At 66.4% G+C, this 17409-nt stretch carries 19 protein-coding genes and 4 pseudogenes; 11 read left to right on the top strand and 12 right to left on the bottom strand.

The genetic code is table 11. The features are described from left to right. Nucleotides 1–127, top strand: a pseudogene (locus J3S89_RS14950) (IS5 family transposase); the annotation flags it as partial. On the opposite strand, the pseudogene J3S89_RS14955 reads toward J3S89_RS14950, so the two are convergent. Further along, nucleotides 122–673: pseudogene (locus J3S89_RS14955) on the bottom strand (ArsR/SmtB family transcription factor); the annotation flags it as partial. The pseudogenes J3S89_RS14950 and J3S89_RS14955 sit on opposite strands and share 6 nt — an antisense overlap. Before the next feature lie 72 nt (nt 674–745). Here J3S89_RS14955 and J3S89_RS14960 point away from each other — a divergent pair. The 3 genes from J3S89_RS14960 to J3S89_RS14970 are packed head-to-tail and all read left to right on the top strand — an operon-like array spanning nt 746 to nt 1810. Further along, nucleotides 746–1069, top strand: coding sequence for an NIPSNAP family protein (locus tag J3S89_RS14960; RefSeq protein WP_217928489.1), 324 nt, complete (start codon nt 746–748; stop codon nt 1067–1069). Beyond that, nucleotides 1066–1428, top strand: a complete 363-nt coding sequence (locus J3S89_RS14965; RefSeq protein ID WP_217928491.1) for an antibiotic biosynthesis monooxygenase family protein — start codon at nt 1066–1068, stop codon at nt 1426–1428. Before J3S89_RS14960 ends, J3S89_RS14965 begins: the two co-directional genes overlap by 4 nt. Beyond that, the gene (locus tag J3S89_RS14970) at nt 1421–1810 is read left to right on the top strand and encodes an ACT domain-containing protein (protein ID WP_217928493.1); all 390 of its coding nucleotides are present in this window, start codon (nt 1421–1423) and stop codon (nt 1808–1810) included. Before J3S89_RS14965 ends, J3S89_RS14970 begins: the two co-directional genes overlap by 8 nt. Before the next feature lie 114 nt (nt 1811–1924). Here the strand turns inward: J3S89_RS14970 and J3S89_RS14975 are convergent, their stop codons facing one another. The 9 genes and pseudogenes from J3S89_RS14975 to J3S89_RS15015 all read right to left on the bottom strand — a co-directional run bounded on the left by J3S89_RS14975 (nt 1925) and on the right by J3S89_RS15015 (nt 9503). Then, nucleotides 1925–2998 carry a DMT family transporter gene (locus J3S89_RS14975; RefSeq protein WP_217928494.1) on the bottom strand — a complete coding sequence of 358 codons (1074 nt, stop codon included), beginning with the start codon at nt 2996–2998 and terminating at the stop codon, nt 1925–1927. 62 nt (nt 2999–3060) lie between these two features. After that, nucleotides 3061–4419 carry a chromate efflux transporter gene (gene chrA, locus J3S89_RS14980; protein WP_217928495.1) on the bottom strand — a complete coding sequence of 453 codons (1359 nt, stop codon included), beginning with the start codon at nt 4417–4419 and terminating at the stop codon, nt 3061–3063. Between the two features lie 10 nt (nt 4420–4429). Next, nucleotides 4430–5248: a chromate resistance protein ChrB domain-containing protein gene (locus J3S89_RS14985; RefSeq protein ID WP_217928569.1), complete on the bottom strand. Its 819-nt coding sequence runs from the start codon at nt 5246–5248 to the stop codon at nt 4430–4432. 352 nt (nt 5249–5600) lie between these two features. After that, the gene (locus J3S89_RS14990) at nt 5601–6218 is read right to left on the bottom strand and encodes a recombinase family protein (RefSeq protein WP_217928497.1); all 618 of its coding nucleotides are present in this window, start codon (nt 6216–6218) and stop codon (nt 5601–5603) included. 504 nt (nt 6219–6722) lie between these two features. Then, entirely contained in the window at nt 6723–8249 is a 1527-nt protein-coding gene (locus J3S89_RS14995) for an SWIM zinc finger family protein (RefSeq protein WP_217928499.1), read from the bottom strand. Further along, a complete protein-coding gene (locus J3S89_RS15000; protein WP_217928501.1) occupies nt 8191–8379 on the bottom strand; it encodes a hypothetical protein in 189 nt (62 codons plus the stop codon). The genes J3S89_RS14995 and J3S89_RS15000 overlap by 59 nt, the downstream gene beginning before the upstream one ends. After that, a complete protein-coding gene (locus J3S89_RS15005; protein WP_217928503.1) occupies nt 8376–8765 on the bottom strand; it encodes a DUF3024 domain-containing protein in 390 nt (129 codons plus the stop codon). The genes J3S89_RS15000 and J3S89_RS15005 overlap by 4 nt, the downstream gene beginning before the upstream one ends. 80 nt (nt 8766–8845) lie before the next feature. Beyond that, nucleotides 8846–9258 (bottom strand): annotated as a pseudogene (locus J3S89_RS15010) (PIN domain-containing protein). Beyond that, nucleotides 9255–9503, bottom strand: coding sequence for a type II toxin-antitoxin system VapB family antitoxin (locus tag J3S89_RS15015; RefSeq protein WP_217928505.1), 249 nt, complete (start codon nt 9501–9503; stop codon nt 9255–9257). The pseudogene J3S89_RS15010 and the gene J3S89_RS15015 overlap by 4 nt, the downstream one beginning before the upstream one ends. A 336-nt stretch (nt 9504–9839) precedes the next feature. Between J3S89_RS15015 and J3S89_RS23165 the strand changes: the two genes are divergently transcribed. Continuing rightward, nucleotides 9840–10001: a hypothetical protein gene (locus J3S89_RS23165; RefSeq protein WP_230488944.1), complete on the top strand. Its 162-nt coding sequence runs from the start codon at nt 9840–9842 to the stop codon at nt 9999–10001. 50 nt (nt 10002–10051) lie between these two features. Next, nucleotides 10052–10549 (top strand): annotated as a pseudogene (locus tag J3S89_RS23660) (tyrosine-type recombinase/integrase); the annotation flags it as partial. A 75-nt stretch (nt 10550–10624) separates the two neighbouring features. Here the strand turns inward: J3S89_RS23660 and tnpB are convergent. Together tnpB and J3S89_RS15030 are read right to left on the bottom strand one after the other, a co-directional pair. Next, the gene (gene tnpB / locus J3S89_RS15025; protein ID WP_217928507.1) at nt 10625–10951 is read right to left on the bottom strand and encodes an IS66 family insertion sequence element accessory protein TnpB; all 327 of its coding nucleotides are present in this window, start codon (nt 10949–10951) and stop codon (nt 10625–10627) included. 288 nt (nt 10952–11239) lie between these two features. Beyond that, nucleotides 11240–11902 (bottom strand): GntR family transcriptional regulator, encoded by a 663-nt coding sequence (locus J3S89_RS15030; protein ID WP_217928509.1) that lies wholly within the window; start codon nt 11900–11902, stop codon nt 11240–11242. 175 nt (nt 11903–12077) lie between these two features. Between J3S89_RS15030 and J3S89_RS15035 the strand changes: the two genes are divergently transcribed. The 5 genes from J3S89_RS15035 to dmpG all read left to right on the top strand — a co-directional run bounded on the left by J3S89_RS15035 (nt 12078) and on the right by dmpG (nt 17295). Further along, nucleotides 12078–13352: an alpha/beta fold hydrolase gene (locus J3S89_RS15035; protein WP_217928510.1), complete on the top strand. Its 1275-nt coding sequence runs from the start codon at nt 12078–12080 to the stop codon at nt 13350–13352. 22 nt (nt 13353–13374) lie between these two features. Further along, entirely contained in the window at nt 13375–14373 is a 999-nt protein-coding gene (locus J3S89_RS15040) for a VOC family protein (protein WP_217928511.1), read from the top strand. A 142-nt stretch (nt 14374–14515) separates the two neighbouring features. Beyond that, on the top strand, nt 14516–15310 hold the full coding sequence (locus J3S89_RS15045) for a 2-keto-4-pentenoate hydratase (RefSeq protein WP_217928512.1): 795 nt from the start codon (nt 14516–14518) through the stop codon (nt 15308–15310). A gap of 6 nt (nt 15311–15316) precedes the next feature. After that, nucleotides 15317–16258, top strand: coding sequence for an acetaldehyde dehydrogenase (acetylating) (locus tag J3S89_RS15050; protein ID WP_217928513.1), 942 nt, complete (start codon nt 15317–15319; stop codon nt 16256–16258). After that, on the top strand, nt 16258–17295 hold the full coding sequence (dmpG, locus tag J3S89_RS15055) for a 4-hydroxy-2-oxovalerate aldolase (RefSeq protein ID WP_217928514.1): 1038 nt from the start codon (nt 16258–16260) through the stop codon (nt 17293–17295). Before J3S89_RS15050 ends, dmpG begins: the two co-directional genes overlap by 1 nt. Nucleotides 17296–17409 lie beyond the last annotated feature (114 nt).

Raw genomic sequence — 17409 nt, forward strand, 5'->3', positions numbered from 1 at the left:
CTTCAACAGGTTGAAGAACTGGCGCCGCCTCGCCACCCGCTACGACAAGACCGCCGACAGCTATCTCGGCTTCGTCCTCATCGCCGCCGTCCGCCTATGGATACGCTTATTCGTCAACAGGACCTAGCCGCCCGGCCAGATGCTGTCGTCGCTGGCTCCAGTCGAGGCAGGCACGGCACAGGGGACGATTGCTTAGCGGAAGGTTCTCAATATTCAGCCCGATCTCAGCCAGCTTTTCTCTGCCGTAGCTGGTCACGGTCAAATCATCCGCCAACCACTCATCCGCCAGCATCTGCTCGAAAAGCCGGACCCCCATCTCTCCAGCCAGATGATCGTAGCAGATGCGGGCCTTACGCAGCGCAGGATCACACGGGCCGGTCCGCAACGGGGGCGCAGCATCGCTGGAAAACACCATAAGTGCTTCAATCAGGCTGGCAACATGCGGGCCCGCCAGACGGAAGTAGCGGTGCCGTCCCTGCGCCTCGACGACCAGCACCTCACCATCCACCAATTTGGCAAGGTGAGAGCTGGCGGTTTGCTTCGTGATGCCGCCAACGCCCGCAAGTTCGGTCGCGGTCAGGGCACGTCCATCCATCAGCCCAATCAACATCGCGCTGCGCGCAGGATCGGCCACAAGGGCGGCGACACGGGCGATATCAGGTCCTTCTCTCATAGTTCGATCATAGCCGAACCTTTTGTAGCATCCAATCGGCTAGGCTCGGTTTCAGCAAGAAAGGCCAAGCCCATGATTACCTGCGTCATCACCTATGACATCGACCCGAACCGGCGCGAACTCTTCGCGCAATACGCCCGCATCTGGGGAGAATGCAGCCCGCGCTGCGGTGCTGAACTGATCGGCTATTTCGCTCCGCATGAAGGGTCTACTTCGACCGCCTACGGCATTTATTCGTTGCCGTCATTGGCAGAATATGAGGTCTATCGCGCACGATTGGCGGCAGACCCGCTTGGACGCGAGAATTACGAGTTCGCCAAACGCGAAGGATTCATCCGGTGCGAAAGCCGCCTGTTTGTTAAACTGGCCTCGGCCCCGCATGGGGTGCGCGCATGATCGCGGTCATCTTCGAGGCTTGGGTTCCCGGTGAGGCACAGACCGAGTATCTCGATCTGGCGGCTGAACTGCGTCCGCTTTTGGCAGACCTCGATGGCTTCATCTCCATCGAACGGTTCCAGAGCCTGACAAATCCCGGCAAGGTTCTGTCGCTGTCCTTCTGGCGCGACGAGGCGGCAGTCGCGACCTGGCGAAACCTGCCGGAACACCGGCGTGTGCAGGCCGCTGGCCGCGATCACGTTTTTGCCGATTACCATCTGCGTATCGCTGCGGTGACGCGGGACTATAGCATGTCCGCCCGTGCCGAGGCTCCGACCGACAGCCGCGCGATCCACAATGAGAACTCCGATCATGTTTGACCTTGAGTTTCATCTGGAAAACCGTCCCGGTGCGCTGGCAGAGCTTGGCGAGGCGATGGGCCGCGCCGGAATCCCTTTCGAAGGTGGAGGGGTATTCAGCCACGGCGGGACGTCCATCGCACACTTCCTGTTCCGCGATGGCAAGGCCGCAGCCCGTACTGCAAAAGACGCTGGGATTGCGGTTATAACAATCCGTGAGCCGATCATTCGAAAGCTCAAGCAGGGCACACCCGGCCAGTTGGGCGCGATCTCGCGCGCATTGGCCGAAGCAGGCGTGAACATACTGGTTCAGTACTCCGACCATCATAGTCAGCTTGTTCTGGTCTGCGACAACGAAGAACTGGCGAGAAATGCGACCACCGAATGGCCCGGCGTCGGGTGACCGCTTCGGGTCGGAGAGCGCCGCCGACCGAGAGCCGCTTGAGCCGTGGTATCTTTGCGGAGCCCCTGCGCGGCTCCTTACGTATCCAATGTCGGGGCCTTCTGGGGACCCGCGTCAATGGCCGTGCCTGTGATGGAGATCGGGGTAGTGGACGTGGGCGTGAACCAGCGGCGCATGCCGGTGGAGATGGGCGTGAGGCTCGCTCACCAGCCCTTCGTGAGTATGGTCGTGGTGTTCGTAGTGAGAATGCACGTGGTCGTGCTCGGTCTCTTCATGGGTGTGGTCGTGCTTGTGGCGTTCGGTCAGATGTAGCCACAGACCGGTTGCCATGAGGATGGCGGCGAGGCCGATTTGTGGCGTCACCGGCTCACCGAAGAGGCCGACCGCCAACAGCGCACCGATGAAGGGGGCGAGCGAGAAATAGGCGCCGGTGCGGGCCGACCCGAGATGGCGCAATGCCCGGATGAAGAGCACGAGACTGACACCGACGGCGAAGAAACCGAGCAGTCCGGCGAGCGCCATCTGCATCGGCGACGGCATTGCGTTGCCGCTCGCCAAGGCGAGGGCGACGTTCACCGATCCGGCGACGAGGCCCTTCCAGATGGTGATGCGAACGGGATCCGCCGCCGAGACCCGGCGGGTCAGGTTGTTGTCGATGCCCCAGGCGAGGCAGGCGCCGGCGACCAGGAGCCCACCGACGTCGAGCGACACGCCCTCGCCGGTCCAGGAAAGGACGACGGCGCCCGCCAGGATCGCGGCGGCGCCGAGGAGCAGTCGCCGATCGACATTCTCGCGGAAGACGATCCAAGCGATCGCCATGGTCGCGAGCCCCTCGAGATTGAGGAGGAGCGCACCGCTCGAGGCGGTCGTGCGGGCCAGACCCGACATCAACAGCACCGGCGCGACGATACCCCCGGCGAGGATCGCCGCTGCCAACCAGGGCAGATCGGCGCGCGAGATCTTCGCTTCCTCGGTCTTTGCCGCGTCCGACAGGCTCCGCACCGCTTCGACGACGGCAAGGCCGAGGCCGGCGCCGAGATAGAGGAGACCCGCGAGCAGGAAGGGCGAGATCTCGGCGAGGAGAAGCTTCGCCACCGGCGGCGTCGCGCCGAACAGCTCCGCCGAGGAGAGCGCCAGCGGCACACCGGGCCAGAGGTGAGCATGTCGGTTACCGTCGCCATGCTCCATCGTTCACTCCCGAGATCGGATTGTTTCCAACTCCACTCCGACGGAGTGCCGAAGTCGGCGCCTCAACGCAAGAGAGACGCCGCCAATCCGATCGCCCCGCAGACCGCGATCACGGTGACCACGTTCCGACGGAAGCGGAAGAGCGCTACCGCCGCACCGAGCGCCATCGCGGCGGAGATCCAATCGAACCGCCCGGCCCAGCCGTCCGGCCACAGCACGTGCCAGCCGAAGAACAGCGCGAGGTTCAGGATCACCCCGACCACTGCCGCGGTGATCGCGGTCAGCGGTGCGGTGAATTCGATGTTGCCGTGAGTGCTTTCCACCAGCGGCCCGCCGACGAGGATGAAGACGAAGGACGGCAGGAAGGTGAACCAGGTCACCAGCACCGCCCCGGCCAGCGCCGCGACGAGCTTCGCCTCCGGCCCGAACGGCGCCTGAGTCCAGCCGCCGACGAAGCCGACGAAGGTCACCACCATGATCAGCGGTCCCGGCGTCGTCTCGCCGAGCGCCAGACCGTCGATCATCTGAGTCGGGGTCAGCCAATGATAGTGGCCGACGGCGCCCTGGTTGACGTAAGGCAGCACCGCATAGGCGCCGCCGAAGGTGAGCAGTGCTGCCTTGGTGAAGAACCAGCCCATCTGCGTCATCGTGTGGTCCCAGCCGAAGGCCGCCGTCAGGCTCGCCATCGGTGCCAACCAAAGGACGAAGCCGCCGATCGACACCACAGCGAGACGCCCCCAGGAGAACCGGGCATGGGGCGGCGGCGGCGTCGCGTCGTCGATGAGCGCGACACCCCAACTCTTGCCCGCCGCGCCGTGACCGCCGCCGACGTGGAAGGCCCGCGGCAGGACCCGTGAGCCGACCCAGCCGACGAGCGCAGCCAGGCCGACGATGGCGGGGAACGGCACGTCGAGGAGGATGATCGCGACGAAGGAGGCCGCAGCGATCCCCCACAGCACGCGGTTCTTCAAGGCCCGCATGCCGATCCGGTGAGTGGCCTGGAGGACGATGGCGGTGACCGCCGGCTTGATGCCGAAGAACAGGCCCGCGACCAGCGGCACGTCGCCGAAGGCGCAGTAGATCCACGAAAGCGCGATCAGCACGAACAGCGACGGCAGGACGAAGAGCCCGCCGGCGACGATGCCGCCGAGCGTGCGGTGCATCAGCCAGCCGATGTAGGTGGCGAGTTGCTGCGCCTCCGGTCCGGGCAGCACCATGCAGTAGTTGAGGGCGTGGAGATAGCGGCGCTCGGAGATCCAGCGCCGCTCCTCGACCAGTTCGCGGTGCATTAGGGCGATTTGCCCAGCAGGGCCGCCGAAACTCAGACAGCCGATCTTCAGCCACAGGGCGGCGGCCCCGGCGAGGCTCGGGGCCGCCGGGCGCTCGCTGCGATCGGCGGGGGAGGAGACGGTGTCGGTCATGGCGGCCTCCTCACTTCCGTCCCCGAGAGGCAGGCCAGTCATGGGTCTCCTCGACCGCGTCGCGGCACCAGCGATAGAGCGCGTCATAGAGGGCCATGCTGGCGTCGAGTTGTTCGAGGTCGTCACGATACATGCGTGACAAACCGAGCGAGGCGGCGAGGAGGCCCGCCGCCTGGGGGGCGAGGTCGTGGCGATCGGTGTCGGCGCCGCGGACGATCGTCGCGAGACGGGCGAGCGCCTCCGAGGCGAGGCCAAACTCGTCGAGCATCGTGTCGAAGGTGCAGCGCTCGCCGCGATGGCTCCAGAAGGCGCCGTCGATGTCGAAGGGCGTGGCGCCGAATACCTCGGCGACGGCCGACACCTCCGCCGCATCGACGTAGAGAAAGACCGCGCGGGGATCGACGAAGCGGCGGATCAACCAGGGACAGGCGATGCGATCGATCTTCGGGCGGGCACGGGTGACCCAGACGGCGCGGCCCTGGTCGTCGCGGGTCTGCAGCACCGACCGGGTCACGAGGAGCGCGCCGCCGTCGCGCCATGCCTCGAAGCCACCCTCCAGCGTTTCGGCACGGATGCCCTCGGCGCGCAGTCGCGCGGCGGTGCCCTGTGCGAGCTTGCCACCCTTCTGGCAGGTCACCACGACCTGCCGACCGGCGTAGAGCCGCGCCCAGGTCTCGATGGCGCGCGGGTCGCGGTGATCGGCGGCGGGCAGAGATCGCGGGTCGGCCGCGACGTCCTCGGCGGTGCGCACGTCGATGACGGCAGGCGCAGCGGGTGTACCGACGAGCCGCGCGAGCTGGGCGGCGGAAATCTCGGTGTTGGAAGGCATGTGCGTCCATCCCTCTTGCAAGGTCGGTGGACGCGATCTTTGGGCCGAGGCCTCACGGGGTAGTCGCGCGAGACCCCCTGGATTCGATCTAACCGATAGCACTTCACGGTGCAAGCCGGTGACCATCGTCGGGATGGTCGGCCCTTCATGCCTCGGCTGTTCGTGCCCGGCCGAGGCGTAATGATGCGGCAAATCGGCATCGATGGAGTTGGCCGACTCGACGGTCATCGCCGGAGTTGCGAGCAAAGCTGCGGAGACACGGCGAACGACCGGGCCGCGGCCGATCGGGCGTCCGCGTCAGTCTGCCACCGACCCGTGACGAAGAGCATCCCGGGGCCAATCCTCCCCGAACTCACTTGGCGGCACGGTTCCGCTTCGCGATCTTGGCGATCGTCGATCGACTGCATCCGGTCGCCGCTTGGATGGTCGACCACGATGCGCCGGCCTGTAGCATGGTCGCGAGACCAGCATTTCGGGCCACGTTCTCGACCCGGCCCGTGTACTTGCCCTCCGCCTTGGCTCGAGCCTGCCCCTGCGCTTGGCGACGGCGCCGGTCCTCGTAGTCCTTCCGCGCGACGGCTGCGAGAACGTCGAGCATCATCGCGTTGACCGCCGCGAACATGCGCGCCGTGAACTCGTCGGCAGAGGAGGTCAGCATCCAGGAGGTCGGCAGGTCGAGAGCAACCACACGGATCTGCCGGGCGTCCAGTTCCGATCGAAGCCGCTGCCAGTCGGCCGAAGTCAGACGCGACAGACGGTCGACCTGCTCGATCAAGAGAATGTCGCCGGGGCGGCTGTCCGCGAGAAGCCGGAACAGTTCCGGGCGGGCCAGCTTGGCGCCGCTCTCGTTTTCGACATAGAGCCCGACGACCGGGATGTCACGTTCCGTAGCGAAGTCGAAGACCTGCTGCTTGGCACGGAGAGCGTCCTGTTGGTCGGTGGAGGCTCTGAGGTAGGCGCGCGCGTGCATTTTTGCTGTCGCCCAGTTCGCTTAGGATGGTCTTATCCTATCGGTTCGCTTTGAATGGTCAATGTAGCTTATTCGAACCGGCCTTATGGTGGTGCTTTTTGGGCATACCTCACTCGAACCGCCATCTTCGCAGCTGATCAATTCCTCAGTCTGGGCAGCACGCGACGTTTCGGCCGAGGTGAGCCTCGGAGGAAGGCGCGGCCGCTGCCCCGTATCGCAATGCCACATCAGATCGAAGCCCTCATCCGTCGCGCAAGCTCAAGCGGGGGCCGCACGGCATTCTCGACGGCCTCCCGCTCCTGCCCGACCACTCGATGGTGGTCTCCGACTGACGGGCGATCGATCCGTTGACGGCCGGCACCATCGCTCGGCTCGCCGTCGACGTCTCGAAGAACGAGATCTGGATTCCGGCGACGCTAGACGGCGCCGTCGTGATCGCACTGTTGAAACCTTGAGCCGATCAACGACGGTCGACTCCGAGCTCAGTTCGACGCCCCCTGCGCCTCATCCGCCGAGGATCTTGATGAAGTTCCGCTTGGCCTTGAACTTCACACGTAGGCGGCCGACGTGGCCGGCCTGATCCTCGGCGCTGCACAAACGCGCCATTCCGGCGATCAGACGGCATGCTTCTTCGTAATTGCCGTTGCCCCCAGCGGAAGCCAGTTCGTCGACGCGGGTGGTGTAGACGGCGAGCGCCTCGCCGGGATGGCTCGTCTCGCTGCGTTCGGCGAGAGCAAAAGCGAGGCGGCCGGTCACGCCATGGGCGCGCACGGCATCCCACGCTTCGGCGAACAGCCCCTCCGCCGTCGGCACCTCGATCAGCAGGTCGGCGGGAGCGCTCCAGCGGGTTCGCGGCGGGGCCTGATCGAGCTTCGTCCGAAGAACGGCGAGCGCCCGGTCACGCGCCACCTCGCCGCCGACCGCGCGCAGACGCCGATAGAGGCCTGCGTTCGGCCGCCGTTCGAACGCGCGTTGCAGTACCGCCAGCGCGGCATTGGTCGCACCGGCGGCCAGATGCCGTTCCGCGACGAAAGTGATCAACCGCTCATCCGGTGGATCGTCCCCGAACAGCCACAGCCCCTCCTCGGCGTGACGCAGCGCGTCCGCCTCGCGTCCCTGCTCCAGACAGAACCGGGCGAGGTCCAGAAAATGCCAAGGCGACGACAGATCGCGGCTCCGCAGCGCGATGCGGGTCTCGACGTCGCCGGCGCACGCGGCAAAATGATCGAGGATCCGCATCAACCGATCGTGTCTCGGCGAAAAGTCGTCGCGGGCGGTTCGCCTCGCCTCGACCGGCGGGATCTTCTCCCATGCCGCGGCGGCGAGCTCGCGATAGGCCGTGAGACCCGCCTCGCCCAGAACATCGGCGTAAGTCTCGGCGGCTCCGTCGAACGTCCCCCATTCACTCCCGATCTCGCGAGCGAAGAGATCCTCGGCCAGCGCGATCCGCTCGGGCGGCGCGGCCTTGCAGGCGGCGAGATGGATGTCTCGAGCCTGCTCCAGAAGACCGGAACACCAACCGCCGGAATCGTCGATCCGGCCGAGCGCCGCTTCGATCCGCGCGAGCGCATCGTCCGCCAGTTGCCGCGCGACGACGGCACGGCCGGCGGGAACCAGTGTCGCGACGAGATCGAGGGCATCCTCGACGCCGCACGCCCAGTCCTTCGCCTCATGATGATCGATGAAGCGGCCGGTCGCCGTCGCTGCTGTGATCGCCTCCCGCAGGCGCACCGACACCGTCTCGTCGCCACCCGAGGCCGCGCTCGCCATCATGTCCAGGCGGCGAAACAAGCCGTCGTCGCGTTCGGCCTGCTCGACGAGGAAATCGATCGGAGCCGCCGGGTCCCGGGTCGAAAGCCAAGTTCTGATCCGCGCCACCGGCCCGCCGTCGTCCTGCGGCTCGGCTGCGGCGAGCGCCGTCGCCACCAGGTGTTTGCAGAACCCCTGATCACTGAAGGCCGGGCAGGAGCATTCACCGCCGATCGCCTCGTCCGGTGAGGATGGTGCGATAGGTCTCGTTGCCGGATACACGCGCCCGCACGTGGTCCGGGCCAATGTCGACGATGCTCACCCGACCCTCGGTGAAATAGGCCTCGCCACGGGTGAAGACGTCGTCGCCCGCCTTGCGGCGGATCGCATCGATGTCGAAGCGAGGCGTCATCGCGGCTGGGCCAGTTCCTCGGTTTCGATGGCTTCCAGCGCTTCGGCCAGCGTCAGCCTCGGATGGAGGCACAGCCACTGCCCGGTGTGGCGATGCCACATCAAATCGAAGCGCTCGCCGCCCACGTGATCGAGGCGTGCGAAGCCGACGTCGAACTCCTCGCCGGCGTTTTCGGGAAAGCCGGAACGATATCGTTGAATGCAGCTGAAACGCTCGCCTCGCCATCGACCCATCAGGGCGATAGGGTAGTTGAACGGTGTCAGCCGGATCTCGGGCAGGAAGCGCGGCACCAGAACCCGGACGATGAACTCTTCACAACGGGCGGAGATCCTCGCCTTGTCCGCCTTGGACGACGCCTGCGCCCAGATCTTCCGCTCACCGGCCATCGCTCGCCCCCGCGTTCGAGCTCCGTTCGCTCCTCGGCCCACCGTCACGATGCAGAGACCGAAGCCGACGCATTCCCGGATCAGAAATCCCAGGGAGACGTCAGATCCAGCCCCGTCGTCGCGAAATCATCGAGATTGCGGGTCGCCAGGTGCGCGCCGTTCACGCGCGCGATCGCCGCGATCATTCCGTCCGGCGCGGACATCGGCCGCCCCTGACGGACTGCCGCCCCATGATCTCACCATAGGCCAGCGCGGCGCTCTCGGTCAGGCCGAAAATACGGTCGGCAAAACGACGGCTCCAATCGGCGAGCCCCTGCTCCAGCCGCGCGGCCCGCTGGTCGGGCCGGATCTTCTCGATGCCGTAGGCGATTTCGGCGATGGTCACAGTCGGCAACGCGAGTTCCGCGTCGTGCCTGACGAGCCAAGCGATCACCGCCTCGTCCGGCACCTTCTTCAGGGTTTCGGAGACGACGTTCGTATCCAGGAAGATCAAAGGTAGATCCCCCAATGCGTCCGACGGCTCTCGCGAACGACGACTTCGAGATCCAGGTCCGTACCGGACTGAGCCGACAGGCGCCCATAGAAGGACGAGGCCGGTTCGCGACCCGCTTCCCGGACTTCATAGGCCTCGAGCGCCCGTTCGACCACGTCCGTGATCGATCGGTTCTCCCGGCGCGCGAAACGATGCACGAGAGCGCGTGCCCTGGCACTACGGACGGACAGTTGTGGTTCGGCCATCGCGATCTCCTCGTCGTCAGGACCATGAGCGCGAAAGTCTGTGCCATCAAGATGGCTGGAGATGGCAATCCGCGCAAGGGGACGCGGCGACCGTCGGCCGCCCGATCGATCCGGCGACTTCGGCCTCTTCGATCACCGGCACGGCATCGTCATCGCAGACCTCGCCGCCGCCCACTCCGTTCTACCGGAAACGACGACCTCCGCGTCGCGCGCTCGTCTCGTTGAAATGACCTCGAAGGCCGCGCGGTCAGGGCGGCGTCGGCAGAGGAAGAATATCAGCTGTGCTAAGGCACCTTGCCCGCCATCTTTCTCCCGTCCTTCTCCGGAGCCGAACCCATGGACATCCTCGCCGTCTCCACCGCCTTCCTGCGGCACTGCCGCACCGGCCGCGATCTCTCGGCCAACACGATCAAGGCTTACACCCAGGATATCTTGGTGATCTGCGACGGTACCTCGCCGATGGCTCGCATCCCTCGCCCACGACGTCGTCGGGTCTAACGGCCTATGCAGAATGGCTGATCGGCCCGCGCAGCCTAGCTCCGGCGACGGTGAAGCGACGCCTCGCCTGCCTGCGCGCACTCTTCGCCTGGGCCGAGCGGCAAGGCGACATCGCTGCCTCACCGTTCCGAACCGCCGAGGTACGGATCCGCCTGCCCAAGCGCCTGCCGCTCTGCCTCACCGCAGTAGAACTGCGCCGTCTCTTCACCGGCCGCCGCCAAGCGTCGGCGCCGATCGCGCTCGCGGTGCTGCTGCTCTTCACCACCGGCATGCGCGTGACCGAACTCACGGCTTTGCGGGTCGGCGACATCGATCTCGAGCGCCGGACGCTCCGGGTCCGCGGCAAGGGCAATCGGGAACGGCAGGTGTTCCTGACGTCGAGCGAGGTGGTCCTTGAACTGCGCGCGTTCCTCAGGGATCACGGTCTCCATCGCGCATCCCCCACGACGCCGCTCTTGCGAACCGAGGTCGGCGGCCGGATGTCCACCGACCGCATTCGCCGAGGCCTACGCCGTCTCGCCGAACACACCGGGCTCAATCGCCGCATCACCCCACACACGCTACGTCACTCGGCCGCGACGAGCCTGCTCGAGGCCGGCATCGATCCTTGGACCCCCAGGGGATCAACTCGGCGCGAGCGATGCCCGCAACGATCGGGCGTCATGCACGCGACGCCAATCGAGCCCCTCGAGCAGTGCCGACAGTTGCGCCGGCGTCAGGCGGATCGCCCCACCGCGCGGTGTCGGCCACTGGAACTCGCCGTCCTCGAACCGTTTGGCGTAGAGGCACACGCCCATGCCGTCCCACCAGATCAGCTTCACCCGATCGGCCCGTTTCGCTCGGAACACGTAGATGGCGCCGTCGAACGGATCGGCGCGGATCTCGTCCCTCACCAGAGCCGCCAAACCGTCCGCTCCCTTGCGGAAGCCGACCGGCTTCATCGCGACCATCACCCGAATCGAGCCGGTCGCGCCTATCTTCCTTGCGACAACAGAACATCAACCTCGCACAGCTTCGCTACGATATCTTCCGGCTTATGCTTCTTCTGGGGCATTCCAACGTCCTCACTTAGGTTCGATAGCCTACTTCAGTGGGGACCACTTTTCAGGGGGTAGACCAATCGACGCGAGGCGCCGAGGCACGACAATCGCCCGAATTTCGCTGACGTTCGGCGGGCACGGGCCTGTTCGACGGGACCGCGACGTTGCCCGCTGGCCACCCGTTCATTTGATCCCTGATCAGAAGGAGGTTGCGAGGATCCGTTCCGAAGTGCGGCTCACGTGGGTCGCCAAGGCGGCGACGGCTTCGTCCGCCCGCCGCGCTATGGTGAGCCGAAAGATGGTCTCGTGCTCGTTCCAGACGCTACGATCGGGATCGTTCTCACGGACACAGATCCGGCGAAAGCGATCGGTCACACGACGAGCGATGCCGCAGAATTCGATCAGCATCGGCGAACCGCATCCGCCGATCAGGCTCTCGTGGAACTTGTGGTGGTGCTTCTCCCACTCGGCGAGTGTGGAGTCGGTCCAGGTCGAAGTCTCCAGCTTGTTCAGCTTCCAGAAGCTGGCCACGACCTCCGATTCCCAATCGTCGTCGCCCTGTTCGATCGACGCGCGCAGACACAGGGTCTCGAGGGCGACACGCGCCTTCGTCGCGTCCACCAGATCCTCGCGCAGCAGCGGGGCGACCTTGTAGCCACGCTGTCCGACCGGCGACACCAGCCCCTCATAGGCGAGGACCGACAGGCTTTCACGGATCGGGCTGAGGCTGACCTCGAATTCGTCGGCGATGTTCTGAAGGCGCAGATAGTCGCCCGGCGTCTTGCGCCCCGTCAGGATGTCGTCACGCAGCCGATCCGTCAGATCGTTGGCCAGTGATCGTCGCGTGTTCTTCGTCAGCACGGAACGCCTCCTCGGGCCGGCCCGCATGGCCCGCCTCGGTCCGATCCAGCAGGGTGTCCATCATGTGCGATATGATGTCAAGTCATATTTTATTCTTGACAATATATGATATTATCAAGAACGTGATACGAAATTGGTCGCCTGAACGACCCTATCGCACGACAGAGGAAACAGAATGTCCCAGGCCTCCCCGGAAATCGCCAAGTCCTTGCGGATAAAGGGCATGTCCGTCAATTTTCACGACCGGGGCCAGGGCGATCCGATCCTCCTGATCCACGGATCGGGGCCCGGCGTGACCGCTTGGGCGAATTGGCGCACGATCATTCCGGAGCTCGAAACCTCCCACCGGGTGGTCGCGCCGGACATGGCCGGGTTCGGCTACACCGCCACGGACCCCGATCTGCCGATGGTGCCCGACGTCTGGGTGCGCCAGATCGTCGAACTGATGGACGCTCTCGGCATCGGACGGGCCGTGCTGATCGGCAATTCCTTCGGCGGGGCCGTCGCCCTGGCCACCGCCGCGCGCCATCCCGAACGTGTCTCGGGTCTGGTGCTGATGGGGGCCGTCGGCACGAGCTTCCCGATCGGTGAAGGGCTGGAGAAGGTCTGGGGCTATCGCCCCTCGCTCGAGGCGATGCGCGATCTGCTCCATACCTTCGCCTACGACGGCTCGATCATCACGGACGATCTCGTCGAGATGCGCTACCGCGCCAGCATCCGCGCGGACGTTCAGGATCGTTTCGCGAAGCTGTTTCCCCCACCGCGTCAGCGCGGCGTCGACATGCTCGCGCTCGACGATGCGGCGCTCGCCCACATCGACGTCCCGGTGGCGGTGGTCCACGGCCGCGACGACCGGGTGATCCCCTTCGCGGTCGCCGAGTTGCTGCGGGAGAAGCTCCCCGACGCGACGTTGCATCCGATCGAGGCCTGCGGCCACTGGGTGCAGATCGAGCGTCGCGACGAGTTCCTGAGCGTGGTCCACGAACTTCTCGGGCGTGTCGCGTCGAAGGAGGCCGCCCGGCGCTCGCCGGCCGCAGCCATCGAAGGGCGTTGGGGCATTCTCGCCTGGCGTCAGGACTATGACGACGGCCGCGTCGTTTTGCCGATGGGCGAGCGACCGACCGGGTTCATCCAATACGGCGGCGGCCGGATGGTTGCGATGATCACGGCGGGGGATCGGCAGAAATTCACCACCGGCGGCCAATGGGACGCCTCGACCGAGGAGAAGGCTCGGGCCTATGAGACCGGCCTGTTCTATTCCGGTCCCTATCGGGTCGAGGGCGACACCGTCTTCCACGAGGTGGAAATCGCCTCGTTTCCGAACTGGGCCGGGGTCGTGCAGAAGCGACGGATCCGCTTCGACGGCGAACGGCTCGCGTTGACGGCTCGCCTCGACGACGGCACCGGCGAGGCCCGCACGGCCGTCCTCGAATGGCGGCGTCTCGCCTGAACTCACCGTACGGAGTCCCTCGATGACCCTTCTCTCGCTCGGATATGTGGGCCTGTCCGCGCCCGACCTCTCTGAATGGGCCGACTTCGGCCGCAATCTGCTCGGCCTCGAGCTGGCGGATGCATCCACCGAGACCCTCGCCTTCCGTATGGACGATCGACGGGCCCGGCTGCACGTCGCCGCCGGCGACGCCGCGCCGCACTTCGGTTGGGAGGTCGCCGACGCCTCGGCGCTCGACGCCATGGCGGCACGATTGGAGGCGAGGCGTGTCGCCGTCCACCGCGCCGACGCCGGTCTCGCCGCGCGGCGATGCGTCCGCGAGATGATCTGGTTCCTCGATCCCGACGGCAATCGGGTCGAACTGTTTCATGGGGCGGAGATCGCCGCCGCGCCGTTCGCGCCCGGCCGCAACATCGCGGGGTTCCGAACCGGCGCGCTCGGTCTCGGCCATGCCGTCCTGACCTGCGTCGATCTCCCAGCGCAGTTGCGCTTCTATACCGAGATGCTCGGCTTCGGCGTCTCGGACTACTGCTTCAGTCCGTTCACGGCCTATTTCCTCCACGTCAATCCGCGCCATCACTCGTTGGCGCTGGTGGGGACCGGCGTCACCGGCGTCCACCATCTGATGATGGAACTGCAGCAGTTCGACGATGTCGGCCACGGCTACGACCTCGCCTTCGACCGAGGAGAGGACATCGGCGTCACCCTGGGGCGCCATTCGAACGACTACATGACGTCGTTCTACGTCCGCACGCCGTCGAATGTTCTGCTCGAATACGGTTGGGGCGGTCGCATCATCGATCCGGCCCGATGGCAGGCCGAGGAGCTGACCGTCGGTCCGAGCATCTGGGGCCACGAACGCAGCTGGCTGAGCGACGAGGGGCGGGCGGTCGCTCGTGCCATGCGCGTTCGCAATGCTGCCGAGGGCCTGCGCCGTCCGCTGCAGTATCTCCCCGGCGCCGCGGTTCCCTCGGTCCCGCAGGCCTCGACTCCGCAGGTGGAGTCCTCCATCACGGCCTGATCCCTCCGCGATCCTGCAGCCACCCCCGTGAGAAGCGTGATGCGCCGCCCCTCCCGGCAATGGGTGGGCGTCGTCCCACGCGCGCCGGTGCCGTGGCTGACGATGGCACGACATTCGACGTCACCCGAACGAGAGCGATACCATGACCACCTCTCCCGAAGCGATCCGCCGCGCGGCCGATCTGTTGTTCGAAGCCGGGACCTCCGGCGTGCCGGTGGCGCCGATCCGCGATCTGCTCGAGGCCGGCGACGTCGCCGCCGCCTATGCGGTGCAGGAGATCAACACCCGCCGCGCCCTCGACGCCGGCCGCCGTCTGGTCGGCCGCAAGATCGGCCTCACTTCGCTCGCGGTGCAGAAGCAGCTCGGCGTCGACCAGCCCGACTACGGCATGCTCTTCGCCGACATGGCCCGGCCCGAGGCGCTCGACGTCTCGCTCGCCGACGTGATGCAGCCCAAGGTCGAGGCGGAGATCGCCTTCGTCCTCGGTCGCGATCTCGACGGCGAGCAGCTGACGGTCGCCGATCTCTTCCGGGCGATCGACTACGCCGTGCCGGCGATCGAGATCGTCGGCAGCCGCGTCGCCAAGTGGGACATCCGCATCACCGACACGATCGCCGACAACGCCTCGTCCGGCCTCTACGTGCTCGGCTCGCGCCCGGTGCGCCTCGGCGATTTCGACCCGCGCCTGTGCGGCATGGTGATGGAAAAGGCCGGCGAGCCGGTCTCGGTCGGCGCCGGCGCCGCCTGCATGGGCTCGCCGCTCAACGCCACTTTGTGGCTGGCGCAGGTGATGGCGAAGGCCGGCTACCCGATGCGGGCCGGCGACACCATCCTCTCCGGCGCGCTCGGGCCGATGGTGCCCGTGGCGCCGGGTGACGTCTTCGACGTGGCGATCGAGGGCCTGGGCTCCGTTCGCGCCGCCTTCTCCAAGGAGTGAAGCCTCATGTCCAAGGTCAAATGCGCGATCATCGGATCGGGCAACATCGGCACGGATCTGATGATCAAGATCATGCGGACGTCGCAGAACCTGGAGATGGGGGCGATGGTCGGCATCGATCCCGCCTCCGACGGTCTCGCTCGCGCCGCCCGGCTCAAGGTTCCGGTCACCCACGAGGGCATCGACGGCCTGCGCAAGATGCCGGAATACAAGGACATCCAGGTGGTCTTCGACGCCACCTCGGCCAAGGCGCATCTCCACAACGATGCCCTGCTCCGGGCCGACGGCAAGAAGGTCATCGACCTGACCCCGGCCGCGATCGGCCCCTTCACCATTCCCGCGATCAACGGCGACGCCAACATCGACGAGACCAACGTCAACATGGTCACCTGCGGCGGCCAGGCGACGATCCCGATGGTCTATGCGGTGAAGCGCGCCTCGAAGCGCGTGATCTGGGGCGAGATCGTCGCCTCGATCTCCTCGAAGTCCGCCGGTCCCGGCACCCGCGCCAACATCGACGAGTTCACCGAGACGACGTCGAAGGCGATCGAGGTGCTCGGCGGCGCCGAACACGGCAAGGCGATCATCATCCTCAACCCGGCCGAACCGCCGCTGATCATGCGCGACACGGTGTTCACGCTGAGCCAGGGCGGCGATCCCGCCGCGATCGAGGCCTCGATCCTGGAGATGGTGGCGACGGTGCAGAAATACGTGCCCGGCTACCGTCTGAAGCAGAAGGTCCAGTTCGAGGTGATCGGCGACAACGCGCCGGTGCGGATCCCCGGCGTCGGCCTCTGCTCGGGGCTGAAGACCACGATCATGCTCGAGGTCGAGGGCGCCGCCCACTACCTGCCGGCCTATGCCGGCAATCTCGACATCATGACCTCCGCCGCCCTGGTCACCGCCGACCACTGGGCCGCCAAGGTGCGCACCGAGGAGGCCGCGTGATGGCTCGTCCGAACCCGAACAAGCTCTACGTCCAGGACGTCACGCTGCGCGACGGCATGCATTCGCTGCGCCATCAGTTCGCGCTCGAGACCGTCCAGAAGATCGCGCGCGCCCTCGACGAGGCCAAGGTCGACGCGATCGAGATCACCCACGGCGACGGCCTCACCGGCTCGACCTTCAACTACGGCTTCGGCAGCCACGACGACACCGATTGGATCGGCGCGGTGGCCGAGGTCTGCACCCATGCGGTGCCGACGATCCTGCTCCTGCCGGGCATCGGCACGGTGCACGATCTGAAGGCCGCTTACGGCGCCGGCGCCCGCTCCGTCCGCATCGCCACCCACTGCACCGAGGCGGACGTGTCGCGTCAGCACATCGAGGCGGCGCGCGGGCTCGGCATGGACACGGTCGGCTTCCTGATGATGGCCCACATGGCGAGCCCGGAAAAGCTGGTCGAGCAGGCGCTGCTGATGGAGAGCTACGGCGCCGAATGCGTCTATGTGACGGATTCGGCCGGCGCGCTGCTGCCGGAGGATTATTCGGCGCGGGTGAAGGCGGTTCGCGCCGCCTTGAAGCCGGAGACCGAGATCGGTGTCCACACCCATCACAATCTGACGCTCGGCGTCGCCAATGCGGTCGCCGGGATCGAGGCGGGCGCGGTACGCGTCGACGCGAGCCTCTCCGGGCCCGGCGCCGGCGCCGGCAACGCGCCGCTCGAGGCGCTGATCGCGGTCCTGAACCGCAAGGGAATCGAGACCGGCTGCGATCTCTTCAAGCTGATGGACGCCGCCGACGATCTCGTGCGTCCGCTCCAGGATCGCCCGGTCCGCGTCGACCGGGAGAGCCTCTCGCTCGGTTACGCCGGGGTCTATTCGTCGTTCCTGCGCCATGCCGAGAACGCCTCGAAGGTCTACGGCGTCGACACCCGCGAGATCCTGACCGAACTCGGCAAGCGCCGCATGGTCGGTGGTCAGGAGGACATGATCATCGACGTCGCCCTCGACATCCTCGAGGCGCGAAAGACGATCGGAGCGTGACCGGCCGTCGCCCGCGGATGGTCGGCGATCGATCACCGTCTTCGGCGAGCGGCCCACCGCGAACTCTCGGACCTCGCCCCATCCGAACCAAGAATCGAAAAATCGATAGAGAGG

Source organism: Pinisolibacter aquiterrae, from assembly GCF_019160155.1.
Classification (GTDB): Bacteria; Pseudomonadota; Alphaproteobacteria; order Rhizobiales; family Ancalomicrobiaceae; genus Pinisolibacter; species Pinisolibacter aquiterrae.